Below are 25,265 nucleotides of genomic sequence, written 5' to 3' on the forward strand. Positions count from 1 at the left end.
ACCACAAACGCAAGACCGGACGCGGAGCGTCCAGAACGGCATGCGACGCGGAGCGTCGCACGATGGCTGAAGAACTTCGGCACGACAGTTGAGATTATCGTTCCGCACGCTCCAGCGTGGGAATGCCTTGGGTGACGCTCTGCGTCACAAGTCTGCGCCGCACCACAAACTCAAGACCGGACGCGGAGCGTCCAGAACGGCATGCGACGCGGAGCGTCGCACGATGGCTGAAGAGCTTCGGCACGACAGTTGGGATTATCGTTCCGCACGCTCCAGCGTGGGAATGCCGTTCGTGACGCTCTGCGTCACAAGTCTGCGCCGCACCACAAACGCAAGACCGGACGCGGAGCGTCCAGAACGGCATGCGACGCGGAGCATCGCACGATGGCTGAAGAACTTCGGCACGACAGTTGGGATTATCGTTCCGCACGCTCCAGCGTGGGAATGCCGTTCGTGACGCTCTGCGTCACAAGTCTGCGCCGCACCGCAAACGCAAGACCGGACGCGGAGCGTCCAGAACGGCATACCCACGCGGAGCATGGGTACGATGGTGTTCTTGAGAGAACTTATCGCTCTCCGACGCGGAGCATCGGCACGATAGTCGTGAGGCTTCCAGCAGCCATCAACGGAACCGGTCAACCTCGTTACGCAGTTCTGTCGCCAACCCATTCAGCTCCTGAGCGGTGACCGCCAGGTTGGACATCACCTGGCGCTGTTCGCTGTTGGCCATGGCGATGCTTTGCAGGTTGCTGCTGAGCATGGTGGCGGTGCTGCTTTGTTCCTGGGTGGCGGTGGTGATGGCGGCGAACTGGTGACCGGCCGAGCGGCTTTGTTCGTCGATCTGGGCCAGTGCCGAGGCCACTTTGGCGTTAAGCGCCAGGCCTTCCTGCATCAGCGTATTGCCCTGTTGCATGGTGCTGATGGCGTTGCCGGTTTCCTGCTGAATGCTGGCGATCATGCCGGAGATTTCGTCCGTCGCTTCACGGGTACGCGAGGCCAGGCTGCGCACTTCATCAGCCACCACGGCAAAGCCACGGCCTTGTTCACCGGCACGTGCGGCCTCGATGGCGGCGTTGAGCGCCAGCAGGTTGGTCTGGTCGGCAATCGAGGTAATTACCCCGACAATGCTGCCGATTTCCTGCGAGCGCTGGCCCAGTGTGTCGATGACCGTTGCCGTGCTGTTCAGCGAAGTTGCGATCTGTTGCAGCGATGAAGACGCCTCGTCCATCGAGGTACGGCCAATGCGCGTTTGCTGCGCATTTTCCTGTGCCAGACGCTCGGTATTGCTCATGTTGTCAGCGATGTTCATCGACGTGGCGCTGAACTCCTCGACGGCACCGGCCATGCTGGTGATCTCGCCGGATTGCTGCTCCATGCCCTCGAACGCGCCGCCGGACAGGCCGGACAACGCGTGGGCGCGCGTGCTGACTTCCTGCGCCGCGGTGCGGATATGCGACACCATTGATGACAGCGCTTCGCTCATCTTGTTGAAGCTGCCCGACAGTTGCCCGATCTCGTCGTTGCTGGTCACATTGAGGCGTACGCTCAGGTCGCCCGCACCCAATGCATCGGCCTGGCGTACCAGTTCGGACAGTGGACGCAGCTTGCTGCGCAGCAGCCAGATCGCGCTGATCACTGCGATCAGCATGGCCAGCACACTGCCGATGGCCAGCTGGGTGCCGACGTTCCAGGTCACTTCACTGATTTCGTCACGCGGCATGCTGGCGATGACGGTCCAGGGGCCACCGGCAAACGGCTGGCCAACGCTGTAGTAGTCGTCATCACCGTCGTTCCAGAACTGCGCCTTGCCGGGTTTGCTGGCCAGGTCGGCAACGGACTTCGCTGCACCGTCCAGAGATTTGACGCCCGCCGGCGGAACCAGCCAAGTGCCTTTCTCGTCCAGCAGTGCCAGCGAGCCGGTAGAGCCAATGCGAAAGCTCTTGAGGTTATCGAACTGGGTTTTCTGTGCGTCGGTGTAATCGAAGCCCACAAACAGCGCCGCAATGATCTTGCCGCTGCTGTCGCGAACCGGGCTGTACTGAGTCATGTAATAGCGATCAAACAACACCGCTTTGCCCACATAGCTCTGACCGGCGATCAAACGCTCGTAGGCTGCGCCCTTGCGATCCAGCACGGTACCGATGGCGCGCGTGCCATCCTGTTTGCTCAGAGAGGTGCTGATACGGACGAAGTCGTCGCCGCTGCGCACGAAAATCGTCGCCACGCCCGCGGTCATCGAGCGGAATTCATCAACCTCGGCAAAATCGTTGTTCAGTGCGGTATCACGCAGAAACAGGCCTGGCGTGGAAGTGCCCGCTACCGTGACCGGTTTGTCGGGTTGCAGGTTCAGGCCACCGGCAAAGCGCTTTTCGAACAGACCACTGAGGCGCTGAGTGCTATCACGCAGTGTGCTGTGGAACGTGCTCAACTGGTCGGCGAGCAATCTGGCTTCGCTCGACATGTGCTCTTCGCGAATGACCAGGTTGGACGCGTCCAGAGACCTTAACGCGAACAGGGTGCTGCCGCTGATAACCACAGCCAGGATCACGGCCAGAGCAATACCGAGTTGCGAGGCAATTCGGGTACGGGGCTTGGACATAGAGACTCCATGCCGAATGATTGGAGTTGCCTGATCCGTGGCTTACCATTCAGCGAACAAATTAATGAGTGTTTTAAGCTGCCTGAACATGCAGTCGTTAAGCAGTGCTTCGGCCACCAGAGTCGTTACTTGAGTAACGGTCGCGACATTAACCAATGATGGCAGTTCAATACTAAACTAATTTTTAATGCAGTACTTCAACTAACGGCAACTCCATAGCGTTGACTTCCGTCTGCAGAAAATCGCTGAGGCGACGCAACCGCTCTGCGCCGGGCCTTGTGCGCGGCCAGACCAGATAATAATTTTCTCCGCTGAATACCGCGGTGCGCCACGGCAGGCTCAGACGGGCCTGCGCCACGTCTTCGGCGACCATAAGTAAGTCGCCCATCGATACGCCGTAACCGCGTGCCGCTGCAATCATTCCCAGCTCAAGCGTATCGAACACCTGCCCGCCTTTGAGCGACACCTGATCGGCCAGCCCCATGCGGTTCAGCCAGGTGCGCCAGTCACGCCGGTCAGGGGTGGGATGCAGCAACTCGGCCTTGGCCAGCCGCTTCACGTCCCATGGCGGGTCCTTCAACAACGTAGGTGCCCCCACCGGAATCAACAGCTCCGGGAACAGCAAGGTGGCTTCCCAGTCCGAGGGGAAATGCCCGTGACTGAGTAAAATCGCGCAGTCGAAAGGCTCCAGAGTAAAGTCCACGGCATCGATATCCATCCAGGCGCTGGTCAGCTGCACCTCGTTGCCTACTTGCAGATGACGGAAGCGACTGAGCCGCGCCAGCAACCAGCGCATGGTCAGCGTCGATGGCGCTTTCATGCGCAGAATGCCTTCGTCGGTCTGCAAGGTGCTGCAGGCTCGCTCAAGCGCCAGAAACCCATCACGCACGCCGGGCAACAGCGCACGCGCTGATTCAGTCAGTTGCAAGTTGCGCCCGTTGCGCTGAAACAAACGACAGGCAAAGTGCTCTTCCAGCGTGCGGATGTGACGGCTTACTGCACTTTGAGTGATCGAAAGCTCCTCGGCCGCCCGCGTGAACGAAGTATGCCGCGCCGCAGCTTCAAATGCCCTTAGTGCATAAAGAGGGGGGAGACTGCGAGGCATATGGCGCTTCCTGCTGGCGATGAGTGGCTACTTTACTGCAAATCGCTTCAGATGAGTTTTACTCATGCGGCGCATCAGGTTTATCGTTTTGTGCTTGCGCGTCCAACCGCCCACAATAGGCGCTCATCCGAACTCCGCCGTAGAGCACCGCCCACATGCAGCCCGCACTCAAAGAACTCTGGATCATCCTGCGCCTTGCCGGGCCGCTGATTGCATCGCAGATGGCGCACATGCTGATGGTGTTCACCGACACGGTGATGATGGGCAAGATCGGCCCGGAGGCGCTGGCAGGCGGTGGCCTGGGTGCGGCCACGTACAGCTTTGTTTCGTTCTTTTGCGTGGGCGTGATGGCTGCGGTCGGCACGCTGGTTGCGATTCGCCATGGTGCAGGTGATACCGAAGGTGCGACGCGCCTGACCCAGGCCGGTCTGTGGCTGGCGTGGGGCATGGCGCTGGTTGCCGCGCTGCTGCTGTGGAACCTCGAGCCCATCCTGTTGCAGTTCGGTCAGGCCGAAGCCAACGTGCATATGGCTGCTCAATTTCTGATCACCCTGCCCTTTGCCCTGCCGGGCTTGCTCAGCTTCATGGCACTGCGCGGCTTCACCAGTGCACTCGGGCGTGCGGGGCCGGTGATGACCATCAGTCTGGCCGGTGCGGCCGCAAACTTCGTGCTCAATTACGCGATGATTCATCAATGGCTCGGGCTGCCGAATCTGGGGCTGATGGGCATCGGGCTGGTGACCGCGATCGTGACCAACTGCATGGCCCTGGCGCTGGCACTGCACATCAAGCGCCATCCGGCCTACGCGGCGTACCCGATCAGCAAGGGGCTTTCGAAGTTGTCGCGCAGCCATCTGAAAGAACTCTGGCGTCTCGGCCTGCCGATTGGCGGGACCTATGCGGTGGAAGTCGGCCTGTTCACCTTCGCAGCGTTCTGCATGGGGGCAATGGGCAGTACGCAAATGGCCGCGCACCAGATCGCCCTGCAGACAGTGTCCATGGCGTTCATGGTTCCGGTGGGAATGTCCTATGCGGTGACCATGCGTATCGGCCAGCATTATGGCGCGGGCAACCTGTTGATGGTGCGCATGGCGGGCCGTCTGGGCATCGGTTTTGGCGGCTGCGTGATGCTGATGTTCGGGTTGCTGTTCTGGCTGGCGCCTAATGTGGTCATCGGTCTGTTTCTGGATATCAATGACCCGGCCTTTGCCGAGATTGTCGTGCTGGCCGCAAAACTGCTGGCCATTGCGGCCCTGTTCGAGTTCTTCGACGGTACTCAGACGATTGCGATGGGGGCGATTCGCGGGCTCAAGGATGCGCGCACCACGTTCCTGATCGGTCTGGGCTGCTACTGGCTGATTGCCGCGCCTGCCGCCTGGTTGCTCGGCTTTTCTACCGATGCCGGTGCTTCAGGCGTCTGGTGGGGGCTGGCGCTGGGTCTGTTCTGCTCGGCTGTGGCGCTGACCTATGCGTTTGAGTGGAAGACGGCTCGCCTGTTGCGTCGGGAGGCAGCCGGGTTGGCGGTGCCGGCCTGATCCGGCGCGCCGTCATCCGGAGTTTGATGCACCCGCATTGGCGGCTTCCGAGCGCAGGTAAGCCATCAGATCCGCTATCGGCAGCGGCCTGCTGATCAGATAACCCTGCACCTGGTCGCAGCCAAAATCGCGCAGCAACTCCAGTTGCCCGGCGGTTTCGACGCCCTCGGCGACCACTTCCAGGTTCAGGTTGTGGGCCAGCTTGATCATGGCGTTGACCAGCTTGCGGTTCTCTTCGCGTAGCTCCATCTGCCCGACAAAGCCCATGTCGATCTTGAGCAGCGCGATGGGCAGGCTGTTGAGGTGCATGAACGATGAATAGCCCGTACCGAAATCATCCAGCGAGAAGCGCACACCCAGCCGCCGCATTGCGTCCATGGTCTGCAGGACCTGATCGCTGCGGCGCATGACGGCAGTTTCGGTCAGTTCGAACTCCAGCCAGTGCGCGTCGACGCTGAGCTCCTCAATCAGGCGACTCAGTGTCGGCAACAACTGGCTGTCCTGAAATTGCCGGAACGACAGGTTGATCGCCATATGCAACGGCGCAAATCCTTGCTCGCGCAGGGCCTGCATGTCACGCAGGGCGCGGAAGATGACCCAGTAGCCGAGCGGCACGATCAGGCCGCTTTGCTCGGCCAATGGCACGAATTCACTGGGCGGCAGCAGCCCGCGCGCCTGGTGGCGCCAGCGTACCAGCGCTTCCAGGCCGACAACGCGCCCGGTCTCCAGGCACAGCCGTGGCTGATAATGCAGCTCCAGTTCATCGCGGCGCAGGGCTCGTCGCAGCTCGCCTTCCAGATCGGCCAGGCTGCGGGCGTTGCGGTTGATGCGCTCGTCGAACAGATGAAAGGTGCAGCCCTGCATGCTCTTGGCCTGGCGCATGGCGATGTGGGCGTGCCACATCAGCGGGTCTGCTTCGGGCCGGGTTTGTGAATGGGCAATGCCCAGGCTGCAACCCAGCAGCAGGCTTTCGCCATCGACCCAGTAGGGTTCGGACAGCACGTCAGTAATTCGCTCGGCCAGTTGCATGGCGCGTGCAGGTGTTGTGCGGGTGTCAATCAACAGGGCGAATTCGTCGCCGCCCAGGCGTGCAAGCTGATCGCCCGCAGCGAGCTGGTTTTTCAGACGTGCCACGACTTGCAGAATCAGTCGGTCACCGGCCTGATGCCCCAGCGAATCGTTGGCGCGGCGGAAGTTGTCCAGGTCCAGATGCCCCAGCGCCAGGCTGCCACCCTCGGCCAGACGCGCCGTCAACAGCGCCTGAAAACCCTGACGATTGGCGATGCCGGTCAATGGGTCCTGACCGACCAGACGCCGCAGGCTGTCTTCCAGGCGACTGCGCTCGTGGACATAGCGCAGGCAGCGGCGCAGCGCATCGCCGGTCAATGCATCGCGCACCAGCCAGTCACTGACGCCACTCGGTCCGACCAGCGGTTCCTTTTCGAGCAGCACCACGGTGGGCAGCAGGCAGGTTCCGGTTCTGGGCTGCAGGTCGGGCGTTGTCAGCAGCACGGTGCTGCGCTCGTTAGCGTACCCGGCGCTGAAAGCGTCCCAGTTCTCGCCATGCAGAAGTATTACGTTGCTGCCCGGCGCAGTGAGGCAATCGCGCAGCAGCGCGTACCAGAAAGGCTCGTGCGCCAATAACAGCAATCGCAAGGGTTCGACAGGTGTAGGCAATCTAACTTCCTAAGTGCAAAGGAAAAACCGGTGGCCGCACTCCCGCTGGAGCGTGACAAATACACGTATCGTTGCGTCGCGGCGCAAATGTAACAAAAACAGAAGAATTAGATAGCGATCACTGTCTGGCTACGATGACCGCTGCACAAACCCGCGGGCCTGTTAAAATGCCCGACCTTTTTTACAGACGACTCTTCATACCGCCATGTCCCGACTCAATCCCCGGCAGCAGGAAGCCGTGAACTACGTCGGCGGCCCTCTTTTGGTGCTCGCCGGTGCCGGTTCCGGCAAGACCAGTGTGATCACCCGCAAGATTGCGCACCTGATCCAGAACTGCGGCATCCGCGCCCAGTACATTGTCGCCATGACCTTTACCAACAAGGCCGCGCGCGAGATGAAGGAGCGCGTCGGTACGCTGCTCCGAGGCGGCGAAGGACGCGGCCTGACGGTCTCGACCTTCCACAACCTGGGTCTGAACATCATCCGCAAGGAACACACGCGGCTGGGCTACAAACCGGGCTTCTCGATCTTCGACGAGACCGACGTCAAGGCCCTGATGACCGACATCATGCAGAAAGAGTATTCGGGCGACGACGGTGTCGACGAAATCAAGAACATGATCGGTTCGTGGAAAAACGACCTCATTCTGCCTGCCGACGCGCTGGAAAACGCCCGCAACCCCAAGGAACAGACCGCCGCCATCGTCTACACCCACTACCAGCGCACGCTCAAGGCGTATAACGCGGTGGACTTCGACGACCTCATTCTGCTGCCGGTCAAGCTGTTCCAGGAACACGCTGACATTCTGGAGAAATGGCAGAACAAGGTGCGCTACCTGCTGGTGGACGAATATCAGGACACCAACGCCAGCCAGTACCTGCTGGTTAAACTGCTGATCGGTTCGCGCCATCAGTTCACCGTGGTGGGCGACGACGACCAGTCGATCTATGCCTGGCGTGGTGCGCGACCGGAAAACCTGATGCTGCTCAAGGACGACTACCCGTCGTTGAAAGTCGTCATGCTGGAGCAGAATTACCGTTCCACCAGCCGCATCCTGCGCTGCGCCAACGTGCTCATCTCCAACAACCCGCACGCCTTCGAAAAGCAGCTGTGGTCCGAGATGGGCCACGGCGACGAAATCCGTGTCATCCGTTGCCGTAACGAAGATGCCGAAGCCGAGCGCGTGGCGATGGAAATCCTTACCCTGCACCTGCGCACCGACCGGCCCTACAGCGACTTCGCCATCCTGTATCGCGGCAACTACCAGGCCAAGCTGATCGAACTCAAATTGCAGCACCACCAGGTGCCGTATCGACTCTCCGGCGGCAACAGCTTCTTCGGTCGCCAGGAAGTGAAAGACCTGATGGCGTATTTTCGTTTGCTGGTGAACCCGGACGACGACAACGCCTTCCTGCGGGTCATCAACGTGCCGCGTCGTGAAATCGGCTCGACCACGCTGGAAAAACTCGGTAATTACGCCACCGAACGCAAGGTCTCGATGTACGCCGCCACCGAAGAAATCGGCCTGGGCGAGCACCTGGACAGCCGTTACACCGACCGTTTGCAGCGCTTCAAGCGCTGGATGGACGGCGTGCGCCAGCAATGCGCGCAGAACGACCCCATTGCCGCGCTACGCAGCATGGTCATGGACATCGACTACGAGAACTGGCTGCGGCAGAACAGCTCCAGCGAAAAGGCCGCTGATTACCGGATGAGTAACGTGTGGTTCCTGATCGAGGCGTTGAAAAACACGCTGGAAAAGGACGAAGAAGGCGGTATGACCATCGAGGAAGCCATCGGCAAGCTGGTCCTGCGCGACATGCTTGAACGTCAGCAGGAAGAGGAAGATGGTGCCGAAGGCGTGCAGATGATGACCTTGCACGCCTCCAAGGGGCTGGAGTTTCCTTACGTGTTCATCATGGGCATGGAAGAAGAGATCCTGCCGCACCGCTCCAGCATCGAAGCCGACACCATCGAAGAAGAACGCCGTCTTGCCTATGTCGGCATTACACGCGCGCGGCAGACTCTGGCCTTCACGTTCGCCGCCAAGCGCAAGCAGTACGGTGAAATCATCGACTGCGCGCCAAGCCGCTTTCTGGATGAGCTGCCCCCGGATGATCTGGCCTGGGAAGGCAATGACGACACTCCGACGGAAGTCAAAGCCGTTCGCGGCAATACCGCGCTTGCCGATATTCGCGCCATGCTGAAACGCTAGTCGACAAACGAAATTGATCATTTATTGCGCAATGGCGCAGTCTAGGAATTGAAGTGGAAGCACTGCACAAGAAGATTCGCGAAGAAGGCATCGTATTGTCCGATCAGGTGCTGAAAGTCGATGCGTTTCTCAACCATCAGATCGATCCGGCCTTGATGAAGGAAATTGGTGACGAATTCGCCCGTCTGTTCGCCGACGCTGGCGTGACCAAAATCGTGACCATCGAAGCTTCCGGCATTGCGCCGGCCGTCATGGCGGGTCTGAACATGGGCGTGCCGGTGATTTTCGCCCGCAAGCACCAGTCCCTGACCCTGACCGAAAACCTGCTGTCGGCGACCGTGTACTCATTCACCAAGCAGGTGGAGAGCACCGTGGCGATCTCGCCGCGTCATCTGAGCAGCGACGATCACGTGCTGATCATCGATGACTTCCTCGCCAACGGCAAAGCCTCGCAGGCGCTGATCTCGATCATCAAGCAGGCCGGTGCGACCGTGGCCGGGCTGGGGATCGTGATCGAGAAGTCCTTCCAGGGCGGCCGTGCCGAACTGGATGCACAGGGCTATAGAGTGGAATCGCTGGCGCGGGTTGAATCCCTGGCCGGTGGGGTTGTGACGTTCAAGTAACGTGTTCAAGGGAGGACGCAGAGCGTCCGGAAAGGCATGCGACGCGGAGCGCCGCACGATAGTTGCGATTATCGTTCCGTACGCTCCAGTGGGGAGCGCCGCACGATAGTTGCGATTATCGTTCCGCACGCTCCAGTGGGGGAGCGCCGCACGATAGTTGCGATTATCGTTCCGTACGCTCCAGTGGGGAGCGCCGCACGATAGTTGCGATTATCGTTCCGCACGCTCCAGTGGGGGAGCGCCGTACGATAGTTGCGATGATCGTTCCGCACGCTCCAGTGGGGGAGCGCCGTACGATAGTTACGGTTATCGTTCCGCACGCTCCAGCGTGGGAATGCAGTTCTCGACGCTCTGCGTCGCCGTGTGCGTGCTTCAGCGCGGAATGCCGAGTGCACGCAAACGTCGATACAGGGTGCGTTCGCTCAGCCCCAGCTCTCTGGCCAGCTCACTGCGCGAGCCGTTGAACACTCGCAGTGCATGGGCGAGTTTCTCCAGGCCGTCGTCCTGCTGGCGGTAAGTCACGCCACCCGCTTCGCCCTGGCCGCGCACCTCGGCGGGCAGGTCCTGCGCGCGAATGATGCCGTCGTCGGTAAATAAACGGGCGCGCTCGAGTATGTTGCGCAGTTCGCGGATGTTGCCGGGGTAGCTGTACACACTCAGCAGGTTCATGGCCGCGGGGTCGACACGCGGCGCAGCGCCCGGCGCGATGCGTTGCAGCAGGCTGTCGATCAGCAGCGGCAGGTCTTCACTGCGTTCGCGCAGGGCGGGCAGACGGATCGGGAAAGCGCTGATGCGGTAAAACAAATCCTGGCGAAAACTGCCATCGGCGACCATCTCCCTGAGCGGTTTGTGTGTGGCCACCACCAGCCGAAAATCCGAATGCACCGTTCGCAGGCTGCCCACCGGGCGGAAGCTGCCTGATTCGATCAGCCGCAACAGCTTGACCTGCATGGCCAGCGGCACCTCGCCGATTTCATCAAGGAACAACGTGCCGCCATGAGCGGCTTCGGCCAGACCGGTCTTGCGCTGCAACGCGCCGGTGAACGCGCCCTTTTCATAGCCGAACAGCTCGCTCTCCAGCAGGGTTTCGGTAAGCCCGGTGCAATCGACCACCACCAACGGTCCGGCGGACCTGGCGCTGCTGGCGTGCAGTGCTCGAGCGAACAATTCCTTGCCAGTACCCGACTCGCCCTGCAGCAGCACCGGAATCTGCGCGGGTGCAGCGCGTTGCAAGGCACCCAGAACTTCCTTGAACGCCGCTGAACGACCGACCAGCCCATGCTGCTGCGGCTGAACCGACGCCACGGCCACCGAACTCAGTCGCTCGACGTAGGCGATGACTTCACCCCCGTCATCGAGAATCGGCCGCAGCTCCACATCCACATGCTCAGGGCCGCGAGGCGTATGGTGAATATGCAGCAAACGCTCCGGAAGCCTCGTGTCGTGGGCCTTGCGCATCGGGCAATGTTCACCGGCCTGATCGCACGGCACCGCGAACTGATGCGACACCCGATAACACTTCTCGCCCACATGTGGCGTGCCTTCAACGCCGAACTGACGCTGATAGGCGGTATTGGCCGCGATGATGTTGTAGTCGGTGTCCAGAACGATGGTCGGTCGCAGGTCATGTTCGAGGTATGACACCAGCGACTGCATGCGACTGCCGGGAAAATCGGTGGCGATGAGGGTCATGCTTGCTCCTGTGGATTGGTCTCAGCTTAACCCATCTCGCTGCCAGCTTATGCCACCGTCTGCCAAGCGACTGCCAAAATGTGGCAGTCAGCGCCTTGGCAAGCATCACGCGGGTTTTCCGCAGAATCCCTCAACGCCTTGTATTTACTATGCTCAATGGGTTTTCCGGCCTTTGGCATGGTTATTGAGATGTCATAGCAACGACTGCCAACCGTCCGGCCTGACCAAACGGGCCTCGAGGCGATTTACAGCCATGGGAATTGCACATGATCATCGGTGAAAAACTTTATGTCGAAGCACTCTTCGACAGTCATACCTGGACCATCAGCTACCTGGTGATGGACCTGGACAGCAAGCAGTGCGCGCTGATCGACAGCGTGCTCGATTACGACCCCAAGTCGGGCCGCACCCGGACCGAGTCTGCCGACCGGATGATCGGCCGGGTACAGGCGCTGGGGGCTTCGGTGCAGTGGATTTTCGAAACCCATGTGCACGCGGATCACCTCACGGCTGCGCCGTATCTGAAACAGCAGCTTGGCGGACAAATCGTCATCGGCAGCCATATCACCGCCGTGCAGGAAACCTTTGGCACGCTGTTCAACGCGCCGTCTGACTTTGCCCGCAATGGCAGCCAGTTCGATGTGCTGCTGGAAGACAACGCCTCGTTTGCCCTCGGAACACTTCAGGTCAAGGCCATGCATACGCCCGGGCATACACCGGCGTGCATGAGTTACCTGGTGCAGGTCGACGACAACACCATCGCGTTTGTGGGCGACACGTTGTTCATGCCCGATTACGGCACCGCGCGTTGCGACTTTCCCGGAGCTGATGCGCGCACGCTGTACCGCTCCATTCACAAACTGCTGGCGTTGCCGCCTGACACCCTGCTGTTCATGTGCCACGACTACCTGCCCAACGGTCGTGAGCTGAAATACATGACCACCGTTGCCGAACAGCGCGCCAGCAACATCCATGTTCATGACGGCGTAGACGAAGATGCGTTCGTCAGCATGCGTGAAGCCCGTGACGTGACGCTGGATATGCCTGTGCTGATGCTGCCTTCGGTGCAGGTCAACATGCGCTGCGGGCACTTTCCCGAGCCGGAAGACAACGGCGTCGTCTACCTGAAGATCCCGCTCAATGCTTTTTGACTGCTGCCCGCCTTGGGAAACCCTGTGATGAATGCTTCGACAACTAGCTGTCAGATCCTGATCGTCGGTGGCGGTGCTGCCGGTATCGCCACTGCTGCAAGCCTGCTCGCCCGTGATGCTGCCCTGCAGATCACCCTGGTCGACCCTGCCGATACCCACTATTACCAGCCGGGCTGGACCATGGTCGGCGCGGGTATCTTCACGCCGCAGTCGACGGCACGCAGCATGGCGTCGCTGATTCCCAAAGGTGTGCAGTGGATCAAGGCTGCGGTGGCGACCTTCGAGCCGCAGCACAATACCCTGACGCTCGCCGACGGGCGCACGCTTGGCTATCAGCAACTGGTGGTCTGCCCCGGCCTGAAGCTGGACTGGGCGGCCATCGATGGGTTGGTCGAGACGCTGGGTGCCAACGGCGTGACCTCCAACTATCGCTATGACCTGGCACCCTATACCTGGAAGCTGGTGCAGGGCTTGAAGCAAGGGCGCGCGCTGTTTACTCAGCCGCCCATGCCGATTAAATGCGCCGGTGCGCCACAGAAGGCCATGTACCTGTCTTGTGACCACTGGCTGAAAACCGGCCGTCTGGCGCAGATCAATACGCAGTTCTTCAACGCCGGTGGCGTGCTGTTTGGTGTGGCGGACTATGTACCGGCGCTGATGAAGTACATCGAGCGGTACGCCATCGACCTCAAGTTCAGCCATCGGCTGGTGGCCGTCGACGGGCCGGGCAAGCGTGCTACGTTTGTTTGCACGCAGGCCGATGGCAGCAGCGAAACCGTCGAGCACAGCTTTGAAATGCTGCACGTGGTGCCACCGCAGATTGCCCCCGACTTCATTCGCAGCAGCCCGCTGGCCGATGCCGCAGGCTGGGTGGACGTGGACCCTGCCACGCTCCGGCACCGACAGTTCGCCAATGTTCATGCTCTGGGCGATGCCACCAATACCAGCAACGCCAAAACCGCCGCAGCCGCCCGCAAGCAGGCACCGGTGGTGGCCAATAATGTGCTGGTCGCGCTGGGTCGTCTGAGTGAGTCTGCCGTCTACGACGGTTATGGCTCATGCCCGCTGACCGTCGAGAAAGGCCGGATCGTACTGGCTGAATTCACCTATGGCGGCAAGGTTGCGCCAAGCTTCCCGCGCTGGTTGCTGGATGGCCGTCAACCGACCCGGCTGGCCTGGTGGCTGAAAGAGCGCGTGCTGCCCGTACTTTACTGGCATGGCATGCTCAAGGGACGTGAATGGTTGGCCAAACCGGAAAAGGCTGACGCCAGGCATGGATGAGCATCAACTGCTGGGCGTTGGCCTGGGGGCGATCATTGGCGTGGTACTGGCGCTGACAGGCGCGGGCGGTGGCATTCTCGCGGTCCCGCTGCTGGTTTTTGGTCTTGGCCTGTCGATTGTCGAAGCGGCACCTGTCGGCCTGCTGGCCGTCGGGCTGGCGGCGGGAATCGGTGCGGTACTGGGACTGCGTCAGGGTATCGTCCGCTATCGCGCTGCCGGGTATATCGCATCCATTGGTGTGCTGATGGCACCTCTTGGCCTGTGGCTCGCCCATCGGCTGCCCAATACACCGCTGGCATTGGTCTTTTCGGTCGTGCTGCTGTACGCCTGCACGCGCATGTTCATCAGGGCCAGCCGCGAATTGCGCCACGGCCAACCGCCGCCGCGCGCAGAAATGCTGCCCTGCGTGCTCAACCCGCTGCAAGGCCGTTTGCGCTGGACCATGCCGTGCCTGCGCGCTTTGACGCTGACGGGCGTGGGTTCAGGGTTATTGTCCGGGCTATTGGGTGTGGGCGGCGGTTTCGTGATCATTCCGGCGTTGACCCGCTACAGCGACCTGGACATGAAGAGTGTCGTGGCGACGTCACTGGCGGTGATCGCCCTGGTCTCGACGGGCAGCGTTATCACCGCCTCCTTGAGCGGGGTGATGCACTGGACGGTGGGTGCGCCTTTTGCACTGGGTGCAGTCATCGGCTTGATAGCTGGCAGACAAGTCGCCCGCTACCTCGCCGGCCCGCGCCTGCAACAGCTGTTCGCGCTGTGCGGCATTGTTGCCGCGTTCATGCTCGCGTTGTCAGTGCACTAACCGCCCGAGGACGCAGAGCGTCCAGAAAGGCATTCCCACGCGGAGCATGGGAACGATGAAAGTCTCAAGATCACTATCGTCCCCATGCGGAGCATGGGAACGATAGTCGGGGGAGTGGGCTTAAAGCTTTTGCCAGACCTTCGGTTTGAAGAACAGTGTCTCGCCCTTGGCCAGGCCTACCAGGCTGTCGTGGTCTTTCACCACTTCGGCCTCGATCAGTTCGCTCTGCCCTTCCACTTTCAGCGTGACCCGTGTTGTCGCGCCCAGCGGGCGGATGTCGCGGACTTCAGCTGCGTGGTGGTCTTCGATTTCCTGGCGGGACAGCGACACTTCATGCGGACGGAACAACAGGTGCCCGTCCTCGCCCAGGCTCAGGCGGTTGGAGTCACCTAGGAAGTGGTAGACGAAGTCGTTGGACGGGTTCTCGTAGACCTCGCCCGGCGAGCCGATCTGTTCGATCACGCCCTTGTTCATCACCACGATGCGATCAGCCACTTCCATGGCCTCTTCCTGATCGTGGGTCACGAACACCGAGGTCAGGTTGATGTCTTCGTGCAGGCGCGCCAGCCAGCGACGCAGTTCCTTGCGCACCTTGGCGTCCAGTGCGCCGAATGGCTCGTCCAGCAGCAACACTTTGGGCTCGACCGCCAAGGCTCGGGCCAAGGCGATACGCTGACGCTGACCACCGGACAACTGCTCCGGATAACGATCGGCCAGCCAGTCCAGTTGCACCATGTTCAGCAGTTCGTGGACCTTTTCCGCGATGCGCGTTTCGTTCGGACGCTCACGCTTGGGCTTCATGCGCAGGCCGAACGCGACGTTGTCGAACACCGTCATGTGGCGGAACAGCGCGTAATGCTGAAACACGAACCCGACGTTGCGATCACGCACGTCATGGCCGGAAACATCTTCGCCATGGAACACGATACTGCCGTCATCCGGGGTTTCCAGGCCGGCAATAATGCGCAACAGGGTGGTCTTGCCGCAGCCTGACGGCCCGAGCAAAGCCACCAGCTCGCCACTCTGGATGTCCAGACTGATGTTGTTCAGGGCCTTGAAGGCGTTGAAATTCTTGCTGACGTTACGGACTTCGATCGACATGATTATTCCTCCGCCGCGTTATGGCGCAGACGGTTAATGCGGGATTCGCTCCACTGCTTGAGCAGCAGGATGAACAGCGCCAGGATCAGCAACAGGCTCGCCACGGCAAAGGCTGCAACGTGGTTGTACTCGTTGTAGAGAATTTCGACGTGCAGCGGCAGGGTGTTGGTGACGCCGCGAATGTGGCCGGAAACCACCGACACCGCGCCAAACTCACCCATTGCCCGCGCAGTACACAGCACCACGCCGTAGATCAGGCCCCATTTGATGTTCGGCACCGTGACGTGCCAGAACATCTGCCAGCCGTTGGCACCCAGCAGCCGCGCCGCCTCTTCTTCCTGAGTACCCTGCTCCTGCATCAGCGGGATCAGTTCGCGCGCAACGAACGGCACAGTGACGAAAATGGTCGCCAGCACGATGCCCGGCAGGGCAAAGACGATCTGGATATCGTGGTCCTGTAACCACGGCCCGAACAGGCCCTGCGCACCGAACATCAGGACGTAGACCAGACCGGCAATGACTGGCGATACCGAGAACGGCAGGTCGATCAGCGTGACCAGAATGCTCTTGCCGCGGAACGAGTATTTACTCACGCACCATGCGGCGCTGACGCCGAATACCAGATTGAGCGGCACCGAGATCAGGACCGCAATGACCGTCAGCTTCAGCGCTGACAAGGCATCCGGTTCAAGGATTGCGGTAAAGAACGCGCCCAGACCGTTTTTCAGCCCCTGAGACACCACGATGAACAGCGGCAGGCCCAGAAACAGAAAGAACACCAGCCAGCACAGGCCGATCAGAATACGTCGCGACACCGCGCTGCCACGACGGGCGGCGTTGGCAGAGGCGGCGGCTGAAACAGATGAATAAGACATGTTCTGCGCCTCCTCAGGATGGGGTTTCAATGCGCCGCTGCAGCAGGTTGATCAGCAGCAGCAGAATGAAGGAAACCACCAGCATCATCACGCCGATAGCGGTCGCGCCGGTGTAGTCGTACTGGTCGAGCTTGACCATGATCAGCAGCGGCAGGATCTCGGTTTTCATCGGCATGTTGCCGGCAATGAAAATCACCGAACCGTACTCGCCCACGCCTCTGGCAAACGCCAGAGCGAAGCCGGTCAGCCAGGCAGGCAACAAGGCCGGAACGAGGATGTGGCGAAACACCTGCAGAGGACGCGCGCCCAGGCAGGCAGCGGCTTCTTCGACTTCCTTGGGGATGTCGGCCAGCACAGGCTGCACGGTGCGCACCACGAATGGCAGGGTGACGAACGTCAGCGCCAGGGTAATACCCAACGGCGTGTAGGCGATCTTGAAGCCCAGGTCGGCGGCGAACTGCCCGACCCAGCCATTGGGCGCGTACAGCGCCGTCAGGGCGATACCGGCCACAGCAGTCGGCAGGGCGAACGGCAGATCGATCATTGCATCGATGATCTTGCGACCGGGGAAGGTGTAACGCACCAGCACCCAGGCCAGCAGCGTGCCGATCACGCCATTGATGAGGGCCGCGTAGAACGCGGTGCCGAAACTCAGCTTGAGTGCCGCGATCACGCGTGGTGCCGTGATGATGGTCCAGAACTGATCCCAGGTCAGCTGCGCGGCATGCACGAACATGGCGGCCAGCGGTATTAGCACAATCAGACTGAGGTACACCAAGGTGTAGCCCAGCGTCAGCCCGAAGCCGGGTATGACGGGGGAGATACGACGCGACATAAAAGTCCCTGGTTTCACTTGCACGAAGCCCGGAGGTTAATCCGGGCTGTTTGGCCAAGCCTGCGATGCCGCTCGGGCGGCATCCTCATTTCGGCTTATTGCGCCTGATAAATCTGGTCGAAAACGCCGCCGTCATTGAAAAACTTCGGCTGCGCAGTTTTCCAGCCGCCAAAGTCTTTGTCGATAGTCACCAGATCAAGTTTCGGGAATTGCTTCTCGTACTTGGCGGCTACTTCGGCATCACGTGGACGATAGAAGTTTTTCGCAGCAATTTCCTGACCTTCCTTGCTGTACAGGTGCTTCAGGTATTCAGTCGCGATTTCAGTGTTGCCTTTCTTCTCGGCGTTCTTGTCGACTACGGCTACCGGAGGTTCGGCGAGAATCGACAGCGACGGCACGACGATGTCGAACTTGTCTTTGCCACCGTCTTCTTTCAGCGCCAGGAATGCTTCGTTTTCCCACGCCAGCAGCACGTCACCCTGACCGTTGTTGACGAAGGTGATGGTCGAACCACGCGCACCGGTGTCCAGAATCGGCACGTGCTTGAACAGCGTCTGCACATATTCCTTGGCTTTGGCTTCGTCGCCGCCGCCCGCCTTCAGGCCGTAGGCCCAGGCCGCCAGGAAGTTCCAGCGTGCACCACCTGAGGTTTTCGGGTTCGGCGTGATCACCGAGACGTCTTTCTTGATCAGGTCGCCCCAGTCCTTGATGCCTTTGGGGTTGCCCTTGCGCACCAGAAACACGATGGTCGAGGTGTAAGGCGTGCTCGCATCCGGCAGTCGGGTCTGCCAGTTTTCAGGCAGGGTCTTGCCCAGCTTGGCGATTTCGTCGATGTCACCGGCCAGTGCCAGGGTCACCACGTCAGCACGCAGACCGTCGATCACGCCACGGGCCTGCTTGCCCGAGCCACCGTGAGACTGCTTGATCTCGACCTTGTCGTCCGGATGGGATTTTTTCCAGAAGTTGACGAATTCTGCGTTGTAATCCTGATACAGCTCGCGGGTCGGATCGTAAGACACGTTGAGCAGTTCGTAATCCTTGGCAACAGCCGAACCTGCGAAAACAGCACTGGCGAGAGCGGCCAGAGCAAAACGGCGAATGGACATAGATGAAGCTCCTGGAAATGCGGTGTGTTGGCTTTTTTAATTTCTTCTTGGCGCGTCAGAACGGCATTCGCACGGGCGCGCTGCTTTTTTCAGGGGAGGTATCAGGAGTCAGGATGAAGCCCTCCGGTTGACCAGTCGGGTAATGCCGCTTCAGCTCTGCTTGGCGGCGGGGTTCTGCAAACGAAACTTTTCCTTGCGCTCGATCTGCACCACTTGCGCGTTATGCACAGTGATTTCGACGGCGCCAAAACGCAGGTCACGCAACGCACTCTGAATCTCACGCAGAATTGCTGCTTCGTCCTGACCGTCAACACTACGTAGAGATGCGCTCATTGTCTTATTCCTTGAAAGATGAGAAGCCGGCCGTCGCGACTGGGGGCGATGGCGTATGGCGGTGAGGCAATAATAGTGAGGTGCGGATATTCTTAAAAAGACTATTTAAGAATGCAGATATAACCAAAAGAAATTTAGCGGTTAGAGATTTTGCCAAGATGCGTTGCACACCCTGGCAAGCCTAGCTCTAGCGGCTTCAGCCGGGCTGCTAGAAGACCGGTGCATGCGTCCAGTCGATAGCCTGCGCGACCATTGGCCGGGCAAACCAGTAGCCCTGGCCCAACTGGCAACCGTTGCCCAGCAGGAACGCAGCCTGATTCGCATGCTCGATGCCTTCAGCCAGCACCCGCATGCCCAGGCTGCCCGCCAGCGCGATGACCGCTCTGACAATCGCGATGTCGTCATCGTCGCCCGGCAGTCCGGCCACAAAACCCTGGTCGATCTTCAGCTTCTGAACCGGCATGCGCTTGAGCCGCAGCAGCGAAGAATAACCCGTACCGAAGTCATCGATGGCCAGGCTCAGGCCCAGTTCGCGCAGGCGATGCAATTGTTCGATGGCCTGTTCGGGGTCTTCCATGACTGCGCTTTCAGTCACTTCCAGCTCCAGAAAGGCAGGCTCAAGCCCTGTCTCATGCAGTGCCTGTGCTACCCGACGGTCGAGGTCGCCATGATTGAACAGGCGGCTGGAGACGTTTACCGCGACGAACTCGACCGGCACGCCTTCCGCCAGCCAGGCCTTCATCTGCAGACAGGCGGTTTTCAAGACCCAGGCATCGATATCGGCGATCAGCCCGCTTTGCTCGGCAATCGGAATGAATTCTCCCGGCGAAACCATCCCGCGCTCGGGGTGCTGCCAGCGCACCAGCGCCTCGACACCGCGAATACGGCGGGTGACAAGGTCATGAACCGGCTGATAGAAGACCCGCAGTTGTTCCAGTTCGACGGCCTGACGCAGCTCGTAGGCCAGTTGCACGCGCTGCTGGGCGTGGGCGGTCAGTTCCTCGGTGTACAGCGCATAACACTCACGACCGTCGCCCTTGGCCTTGAACAGCGCCGAGTCTGCATTGCGCAACAGTTGCTCGGCGGTCAGCGCATCGCCGGGGAACAGGCTGATGCCAATGCTGGCAGTGACAAACAGCTGATGCGCGGCAATCGCGAACGGTGCCTTGAGCGCATCGATCACCTGCTGTGCCAGCGCGGCAGCCTGAACCAGCTGCGAGCAATTCTTGATCAACAGGGCGAACTCGTCGCCGCCCGGACGCGCCAGAGTCATTTCATTGCCGGACACGCTTTTGAGCCGCTCGGCGACGGCCCTGAGCACATCGTCGCCCACGTTGTGGCCAAGGCTGTCATTGATGTTCTTGAAGTGGTCCAGGTCGATCAGCAACAGTGCGCAGCCGCGTTTGCTGGCGCGCGCCGAAGTCAGCGCCTGGCTGATGCGATCAGTCAGCAGCAGGCGATTGGGCAAATCGGTCAGCCCATCGAAGTGGATCAACTGGGCCAGCTCCTGTTCGGAGCGTTTGATAGCTGTAATGTCGGAAAACACCGCTACAAAGTGCCTGGGTTGGCCGTCATCGCCCATAACGCTGCGAATGGTCTGCCATTGCGGATAGATCTCGCCGCTTTTACGCCGATTCCAGATCTCGCCGCTCCACTGGCCCTCGCTGATGATCGAGTGATACATCTGTTTGTAGAACTCCGGGCCGTGTCGGCCGGACTTGAACTTGCTGGGGTTGAGGCCCAGTACTTCTTCGGCCTGATAACCAGTGATATCGACGAAAGCGCGGTTGACGTGAACGATGTGGCCCTGCGCATCGCTGACCAGCACCCCTTCGCGAGTGCTGTCGAACACCGCTTCCGCCAGCCGCAGCCGGTCGTAATCGGCTTGCTGGCGCTGAAAAAGCGCATCGCCGCCGATCAGGCTTCTCAATCTGTCACGTGCGATGAAGATCATGACCGCGCTGAGCAACACCCAGCTGTAACCGGCCATCAGTTGCCAGAACGCCAATCGAGCAGGTTCTTTTATGAAAAAGGGCAGCAACAGGTCGCACGTCACAAACCACAAAATGGACAGCAGCCCATACAGGACGGCCGTTCGCAGCGCGCCAAGGGAGTAATCTGACATCGGAAACGAAGAACCTCAGATAAAGCCGGAATTATAAAGCAAGAAACATCCTGCGACTCTTATCTGAAAGGGTGACTGGTTTTCTGTGGGATGTCAGTGATAATGCACGCGTAACTTTTTTCTTCATGAGTATCTTTACGAGGGCCAAACAGCCTATGTGGTACAACGGTTTGCTCGACCTTTCCGTCTGGCAGGTAATAGCAGTCACGCTGGCGATGACCCATGTGACTATTGTCGGCGTCACGGTCTATCTGCACCGCTACTCAGCCCACCGCTCGCTTGAGCTCAATGCGGGGCTGAAACACTTCTTCCGTTTCTGGCTGTGGCTGACCACTGCCCAGAACACCCGCGAGTGGACAGCCATCCACCGCAAACACCACGCAAAATGCGAAACCGTCGACGACCCGCACAGCCCGGTCGTCAAAGGCCTGTCCACCGTGCTGCGCAAAGGCGCCGAGCTGTACCGCGAAGAAGCTCAGAACCAGGACACCCTGCGTATCTACGGCAAGAACTGCCCGGAAGACTGGATCGAGCGCAACCTGTATTCGCGCTACAAGCTGCTGGGTATCGCCCTGATGGCAGTCATCGACGTGGCACTGTTCGGTGCCCTCGGTATCACCGTGTGGGCCGTCCAGATGATGTGGATTCCCTTCTGGGCTGCTGGCGTGGTCAACGGTCTGGGCCATGCCGTCGGCTATCGCAACTTCGAATGCCGTGACGCGGCCACCAATCTGGTGCCGTGGGGCATCGTGATCGGTGGTGAAGAGCTGCACAACAACCACCACACCTATCCCAACTCGGCCAAGCTGTCGGTCAAGCCCTGGGAATTCGACATGGGCTGGGCGTGGATCAAACTGTTCAGTTTCCTGGGGCTGGCCAAAGTCCAGCGGGTCGCGCCCATCGCCCATCGGGTCGAAGGCAAGGGCCACATGGACATGGACACCGCCATGGCGATCCTCAACAACCGTTTCCAGATCATGGCGCAGTATCGCAAGCTGGTAATTGCGCCGCTGGTTGCCCAAGAACTGGCCAAGGCCGACGAATCGGTGCGTCATCAGTTCAGTCGTGCCAAACGGCTGCTGTCACGTGAGACCAGTCTGCTCGATGACAAGCACCACTTGCGCATCCAGACCATGCTGGAACACAGTCATGCGCTGAAAGTGATCTACGAAAAGCGTCTGGCGTTGCAGCAGATCTGGGTCAAGACCAGCAGCAATGGCCATGACATGCTTTCAGCCATCAAAGAGTGGATTCACGAGGCCGAAGCCAGTGGTATTCACTCGCTGCGTGAGTTCGCCGACCAGCTGAAAACCTACTCGCTACGCCCCGCCCACGCCTGATACCGTTGATCGGCGCGCCTCCCACAGGTGCGCCGGTCCCGGAACTTATCCCCTGCCAATCTATCTCATCAACTTTCCCGCCAAACGGGATAGGGCACGGCACTGGCCGTAACGCTTGAGATGGATCTTATGGAAAAGCAGCCTCCTACCTCCCTACCCGGCACGCCGATCACTGATATGCCCGCAGCCGCAGAAACCCTGTTAGCCCTGATGCACGCCCAGGCAGAAGTTGCCCGCTTGAGCGAGCGCGAACAACTGTTCAGCTCATTGTTGGTGAGCGTGAATGCTGTTCTGTGGGCGTTTGACTGGGAAACCCAGCACATGATTTACGTCAGCCCGGCGTACGAGCGTATCTTCGGCCGCTCGGCGGGCTTGCTGCTGGCCGATTACAGCGAGTGGCGCGACAGTATCTACCCGGATGACCTGAACTACGCCGAGCGCAGCCTCAACGAGGTGATCGAGAAAGGCTCGATCGAGGATCGCGAGTACCGAATCATCCGTTCGGACGGCGAAGTACGCTGGCTCAGCGACAAATGCTTCGTCAGCCATCGCGCCGACGCCAGCCAGCGTCTGATCGTGGTCGGCATCGCCGAAGACATCACCGACAAGAAACACCTCGAGGATGAGCTGCAGCGCCTGGCAACCACCGACGTACTGACCCAGAGCAGCAACCGTCGGCACTTTTTCGAATGCGCCCAGCGCGAGTTCGAACTGGCTCGCCTCAACGGCACGCCGCTGGCCTTTCTGCTGCTGGATATCGATGACTTCAAGCTGGTCAACGACACCTACGGCCATCAGGAAGGCGATACCGTGCTGCAACGCATCGCTGAAAGTGGCCGCTCGGCACTGAGACGTGGTGATTTGTTCGGGCGCATCGGTGGCGAAGAGTTCGCCGCGGTATTCCCAGGCTGCGCGCCGGATATGGCCATGCAGATCGCCGAGCGCCTGCAACGCGAGATCCAGCGCCAGAACTTCCAGTCAGGCGGCACCACCTTCAGCATCACCGCCAGCCAGGGCCTGACTAATCTGGGCCCGGAAGACTCAAGCCTGGAAACCCTCTACGGCCGCGCCGACGCCGCCATGTATCAGGCCAAGCGCCAGGGCAAGAATCAGATCGTGCTGGTCTGACATGCCTTCTCGACGGTAGAAAGCACGACTGGCCCCTTCGCGAGCAAGGCGGATCGCCGCCCGGTCGCTCCCACAAACTCACGGCATCAAGTCCTGTGGGAGTCTGCGGTGCCCTGTAGGAGCGGACTTGTCCGCGAAGAGGGCGGTACAGTCAATGCATTGGCTGTGTTTGGAATATAGCCTTCGCGAGCAAGTGCGCACACGGCATCACACCCTGTGGGCGCGACCGGGGCGGCGATCCGTCTTGCTCGCGAAGGCCTCAGTCAGGTTCTACTTCTCGAGCGGGCCCTGAACGGCGCTGGCCGGTTCCTCGATTACAGCAGACTCTTCGGCAGGTGGTTCAGGTGTCAGGTCCAGCAAATCAGGCTCGTCCTCCCCCTCCACCGTCTCGGCAGCCACCTCAGGTTCGGTTGGCAAGGGTTTCAACAGGCTAGGGTCAGTCACGCCGGTCAGTTTCTTGCGCAAACGCTGCAAGTCACCGACGCTCAGCTTCAACAGTTTGGCCGACTTGGTCTTGATCAGCGTGTTGACACTCTCTTCCTCGCCCAGACGTGCCATCTGCCCCGCCAGGTTCATTGCCAACACTTCGCGAGTAAAGATGCCGGTGTTGTACTGATACACCGCAGCGATCAGCTCACGCAGTTCCAGCGGCAAACGCCAGCGGGTGCGCAGAGCGGAACCGAAAGCAGCGGAATATTGCTCCAGCGATTGCTTGATCACGTCTTCATTCAGCTCGCCACCGGCCAGCAGCCACTCCTGCAAACAACCCAGCACAGCAAGATCGCCCAGCGACTGCAGCAGACCGGCACAGAAGCAACGCTCTACATCCAGCTCCAGCATGCCGCCCAGAATGCGCGCGTAATCAGCCGTGCGCTGCGACATGGTCCAAAGCTCACTGGCCTGGGCCAGCAACGCGTCGCTGGTCAGCACGGCCATACGTTTCTTGGCCAGGCCTGATGCGATATTTGCGCCCTGCACCGGCCCGAGAATGGCCAGCGCCCCGCCCATGGTCTGCACCGGCTTGCCCAAATGTTGCGCGGCACTGTTGGCGGCCGCGATCAACACGGCAGTGATGTGCGGATCGTTGCGCAGTTCCTGCTCCAGCAAGGCAGCGTCGATGCCACTGGCGGTCTGGCTGAGTTTTATCGCCGTCGCGACATCAACGAATAGCGGCGCGCCGTCAGCCACGTCACGGCGCTTGTCGAGAAACTTGGTCAGCGTCAAACCCGGCGTCAACGCGGGCACTGCGCCTGCAACCGGGGCCTGACGTTCCAGCAGCAGGCTTTCCAGGCGCTGGCGCAGCCCTTCGGTATTCAGGGGTTTGGTCAGATAGGCAGTCGGTGCCAGTGGCAAGACCTCACGCACGCTGGCGCTGTCGTTGCGATTGCTGATCAGAATGAAAGGGATGGCGGGCTGACGACGCAGGTTGCGTACGCCACGCAACAGGCTCAACCCGTCGATCCCCGGCAGCTCGCGTGCGGCGATGATCAGGTCAGGCAGTTGTTTCTTCATCCATTCGACGGCCTGCTTGCCATCGGTACACATTTCCAGGTCGACGTCCGCTCGCACACCCAGTACCAGATCGCTGAGTGTTTCGCGAACCCACGGATCAGACTCAGCAATCAATACGCGAGGTACCGCGGGCAAATCTACAGCAGTCATCATGACTCTCCGACATCGATGCGTTCACCTTAGCCAAAGCCTTCGTCCGGATATAGCAAAAAGAGCGAAATACCCTG

The 25,265-nt window shown here is 60.2% G+C and carries 19 protein-coding genes and 1 pseudogene; 8 read left to right on the forward strand and 12 right to left on the reverse strand.

What is annotated here, in order from left to right; translation table 11 throughout:
• Positions 1 to 622: 622 nt before the first annotated feature.
• The 3 genes and pseudogenes from RYB66_RS26735 to RYB66_RS23330 form a co-directional block, all read right to left on the reverse strand.
• Entirely contained in the window at positions 623 to 1,483 is an 861-nt protein-coding gene (locus tag RYB66_RS26735; RefSeq protein ID WP_371321925.1) for a methyl-accepting chemotaxis protein, read from the reverse strand.
• Positions 1,478 to 2,599, reverse strand: a pseudogene (locus tag RYB66_RS26740) (Cache 3/Cache 2 fusion domain-containing protein); the annotation flags it as partial. The pseudogene RYB66_RS26740 and the gene RYB66_RS26735, both read right to left, overlap by 6 nt.
• Positions 2,600 to 2,783: 184 nt before the next feature.
• On the reverse strand, positions 2,784 to 3,704 hold the full coding sequence (locus tag RYB66_RS23330) for a LysR substrate-binding domain-containing protein (RefSeq protein ID WP_002551384.1): 921 nt from the start codon (positions 3,702 to 3,704) through the stop codon (positions 2,784 to 2,786).
• A gap of 155 nt (positions 3,705 to 3,859) precedes the next feature.
• Here RYB66_RS23330 and RYB66_RS23335 point away from each other — a divergent pair, with 155 nt between their 5' ends.
• Positions 3,860 to 5,239, forward strand: coding sequence for a NorM family multidrug efflux MATE transporter (locus tag RYB66_RS23335; RefSeq protein WP_005743900.1), 1,380 nt, complete (start codon positions 3,860 to 3,862; stop codon positions 5,237 to 5,239).
• Between the two features lie 12 nt (positions 5,240 to 5,251).
• Here the strand turns inward: RYB66_RS23335 and RYB66_RS23340 are convergent, their stop codons facing one another.
• Positions 5,252 to 6,916, reverse strand: coding sequence for a putative bifunctional diguanylate cyclase/phosphodiesterase (locus tag RYB66_RS23340; RefSeq protein ID WP_054078990.1), 1,665 nt, complete (start codon positions 6,914 to 6,916; stop codon positions 5,252 to 5,254).
• Positions 6,917 to 7,121: 205 nt separating this feature from the next.
• Here RYB66_RS23340 and rep point away from each other — a divergent pair, with 205 nt between their 5' ends.
• Both rep and RYB66_RS23350 read left to right on the forward strand, forming a co-directional pair.
• Positions 7,122 to 9,131, forward strand: coding sequence for a DNA helicase Rep (gene rep, locus RYB66_RS23345; RefSeq protein ID WP_004660029.1), 2,010 nt, complete (start codon positions 7,122 to 7,124; stop codon positions 9,129 to 9,131).
• Between the two features lie 53 nt (positions 9,132 to 9,184).
• Positions 9,185 to 9,754, forward strand: coding sequence for a xanthine phosphoribosyltransferase (locus RYB66_RS23350; protein ID WP_002551388.1), 570 nt, complete (start codon positions 9,185 to 9,187; stop codon positions 9,752 to 9,754).
• Positions 9,755 to 10,126: 372 nt separating this feature from the next.
• Here the strand turns inward: RYB66_RS23350 and RYB66_RS23355 are convergent, their stop codons facing one another.
• Complete coding sequence (locus RYB66_RS23355) at positions 10,127 to 11,446, reverse strand: sigma-54 interaction domain-containing protein (RefSeq protein ID WP_316895573.1); 1,320 nt, start codon at positions 11,444 to 11,446, stop codon at positions 10,127 to 10,129.
• A gap of 266 nt (positions 11,447 to 11,712) precedes the next feature.
• Between RYB66_RS23355 and RYB66_RS23360 the strand changes: the two genes are divergently transcribed.
• From RYB66_RS23360 to RYB66_RS23370, 3 genes are read left to right on the forward strand one after another with little or no spacing between them, the layout of a single operon-like run.
• On the forward strand, positions 11,713 to 12,597 hold the full coding sequence (locus tag RYB66_RS23360; protein WP_316895575.1) for an MBL fold metallo-hydrolase: 885 nt from the start codon (positions 11,713 to 11,715) through the stop codon (positions 12,595 to 12,597).
• Positions 12,598 to 12,624: 27 nt separating this feature from the next.
• Positions 12,625 to 13,878 (forward strand): FAD/NAD(P)-binding oxidoreductase, encoded by a 1,254-nt coding sequence (locus RYB66_RS23365; protein ID WP_016982712.1) that lies wholly within the window; start codon positions 12,625 to 12,627, stop codon positions 13,876 to 13,878.
• On the forward strand, positions 13,871 to 14,683 hold the full coding sequence (locus tag RYB66_RS23370) for a sulfite exporter TauE/SafE family protein (RefSeq protein WP_005745798.1): 813 nt from the start codon (positions 13,871 to 13,873) through the stop codon (positions 14,681 to 14,683). The genes RYB66_RS23365 and RYB66_RS23370 overlap by 8 nt, the downstream gene beginning before the upstream one ends.
• A 120-nt stretch (positions 14,684 to 14,803) precedes the next feature.
• On the opposite strand, the gene RYB66_RS23375 is transcribed toward RYB66_RS23370, so the two are convergent.
• The 6 genes from RYB66_RS23375 to dibA all read right to left on the reverse strand — a co-directional run bounded on the left by RYB66_RS23375 (position 14,804) and on the right by dibA (position 21,058).
• A complete protein-coding gene (locus RYB66_RS23375) occupies positions 14,804 to 15,784 on the reverse strand; it encodes a sulfate/molybdate ABC transporter ATP-binding protein (protein WP_005745797.1) in 981 nt (326 codons plus the stop codon).
• A gap of 2 nt (positions 15,785 to 15,786) precedes the next feature.
• Positions 15,787 to 16,659, reverse strand: a complete 873-nt coding sequence (gene cysW, locus RYB66_RS23380) for a sulfate ABC transporter permease subunit CysW (RefSeq protein ID WP_004662918.1) — start codon at positions 16,657 to 16,659, stop codon at positions 15,787 to 15,789.
• A gap of 13 nt (positions 16,660 to 16,672) precedes the next feature.
• Complete coding sequence (cysT, locus tag RYB66_RS23385) at positions 16,673 to 17,494, reverse strand: sulfate ABC transporter permease subunit CysT (RefSeq protein ID WP_002551395.1); 822 nt, start codon at positions 17,492 to 17,494, stop codon at positions 16,673 to 16,675.
• A gap of 95 nt (positions 17,495 to 17,589) precedes the next feature.
• The gene (locus RYB66_RS23390) at positions 17,590 to 18,600 is read right to left on the reverse strand and encodes a sulfate ABC transporter substrate-binding protein (protein ID WP_002551396.1); all 1,011 of its coding nucleotides are present in this window, start codon (positions 18,598 to 18,600) and stop codon (positions 17,590 to 17,592) included.
• 150 nt (positions 18,601 to 18,750) lie between these two features.
• Positions 18,751 to 18,933 carry a sulfur starvation response protein OscA gene (oscA, locus tag RYB66_RS23395; RefSeq protein WP_002551397.1) on the reverse strand — a complete coding sequence of 61 codons (183 nt, stop codon included), beginning with the start codon at positions 18,931 to 18,933 and terminating at the stop codon, positions 18,751 to 18,753.
• Positions 18,934 to 19,141: 208 nt separating this feature from the next.
• Positions 19,142 to 21,058 (reverse strand): phosphodiesterase DibA, encoded by a 1,917-nt coding sequence (gene dibA / locus RYB66_RS23400; RefSeq protein WP_005745796.1) that lies wholly within the window; start codon positions 21,056 to 21,058, stop codon positions 19,142 to 19,144.
• A 155-nt stretch (positions 21,059 to 21,213) separates the two neighbouring features.
• Here dibA and desA point away from each other — a divergent pair, with 155 nt between their 5' ends.
• Positions 21,214 to 22,398: a delta-9 fatty acid desaturase DesA gene (gene desA / locus RYB66_RS23405; RefSeq protein WP_004660010.1), complete on the forward strand. Its 1,185-nt coding sequence runs from the start codon at positions 21,214 to 21,216 to the stop codon at positions 22,396 to 22,398.
• A 129-nt stretch (positions 22,399 to 22,527) separates the two neighbouring features.
• Positions 22,528 to 23,526 carry a sensor domain-containing diguanylate cyclase gene (locus tag RYB66_RS23410; protein WP_316895578.1) on the forward strand — a complete coding sequence of 333 codons (999 nt, stop codon included), beginning with the start codon at positions 22,528 to 22,530 and terminating at the stop codon, positions 23,524 to 23,526.
• Between the two features lie 270 nt (positions 23,527 to 23,796).
• On the opposite strand, the gene RYB66_RS23415 is transcribed toward RYB66_RS23410, so the two are convergent.
• Complete coding sequence (locus RYB66_RS23415; RefSeq protein WP_316895580.1) at positions 23,797 to 25,191, reverse strand: response regulator; 1,395 nt, start codon at positions 25,189 to 25,191, stop codon at positions 23,797 to 23,799.
• Positions 25,192 to 25,265 lie beyond the last annotated feature (74 nt).

The sequence above is a fragment of the Pseudomonas syringae group sp. 243L2 genome (assembly GCF_032587875.1).
Classification (GTDB): domain Bacteria; phylum Pseudomonadota; class Gammaproteobacteria; order Pseudomonadales; family Pseudomonadaceae; genus Aquipseudomonas; species Aquipseudomonas amygdali.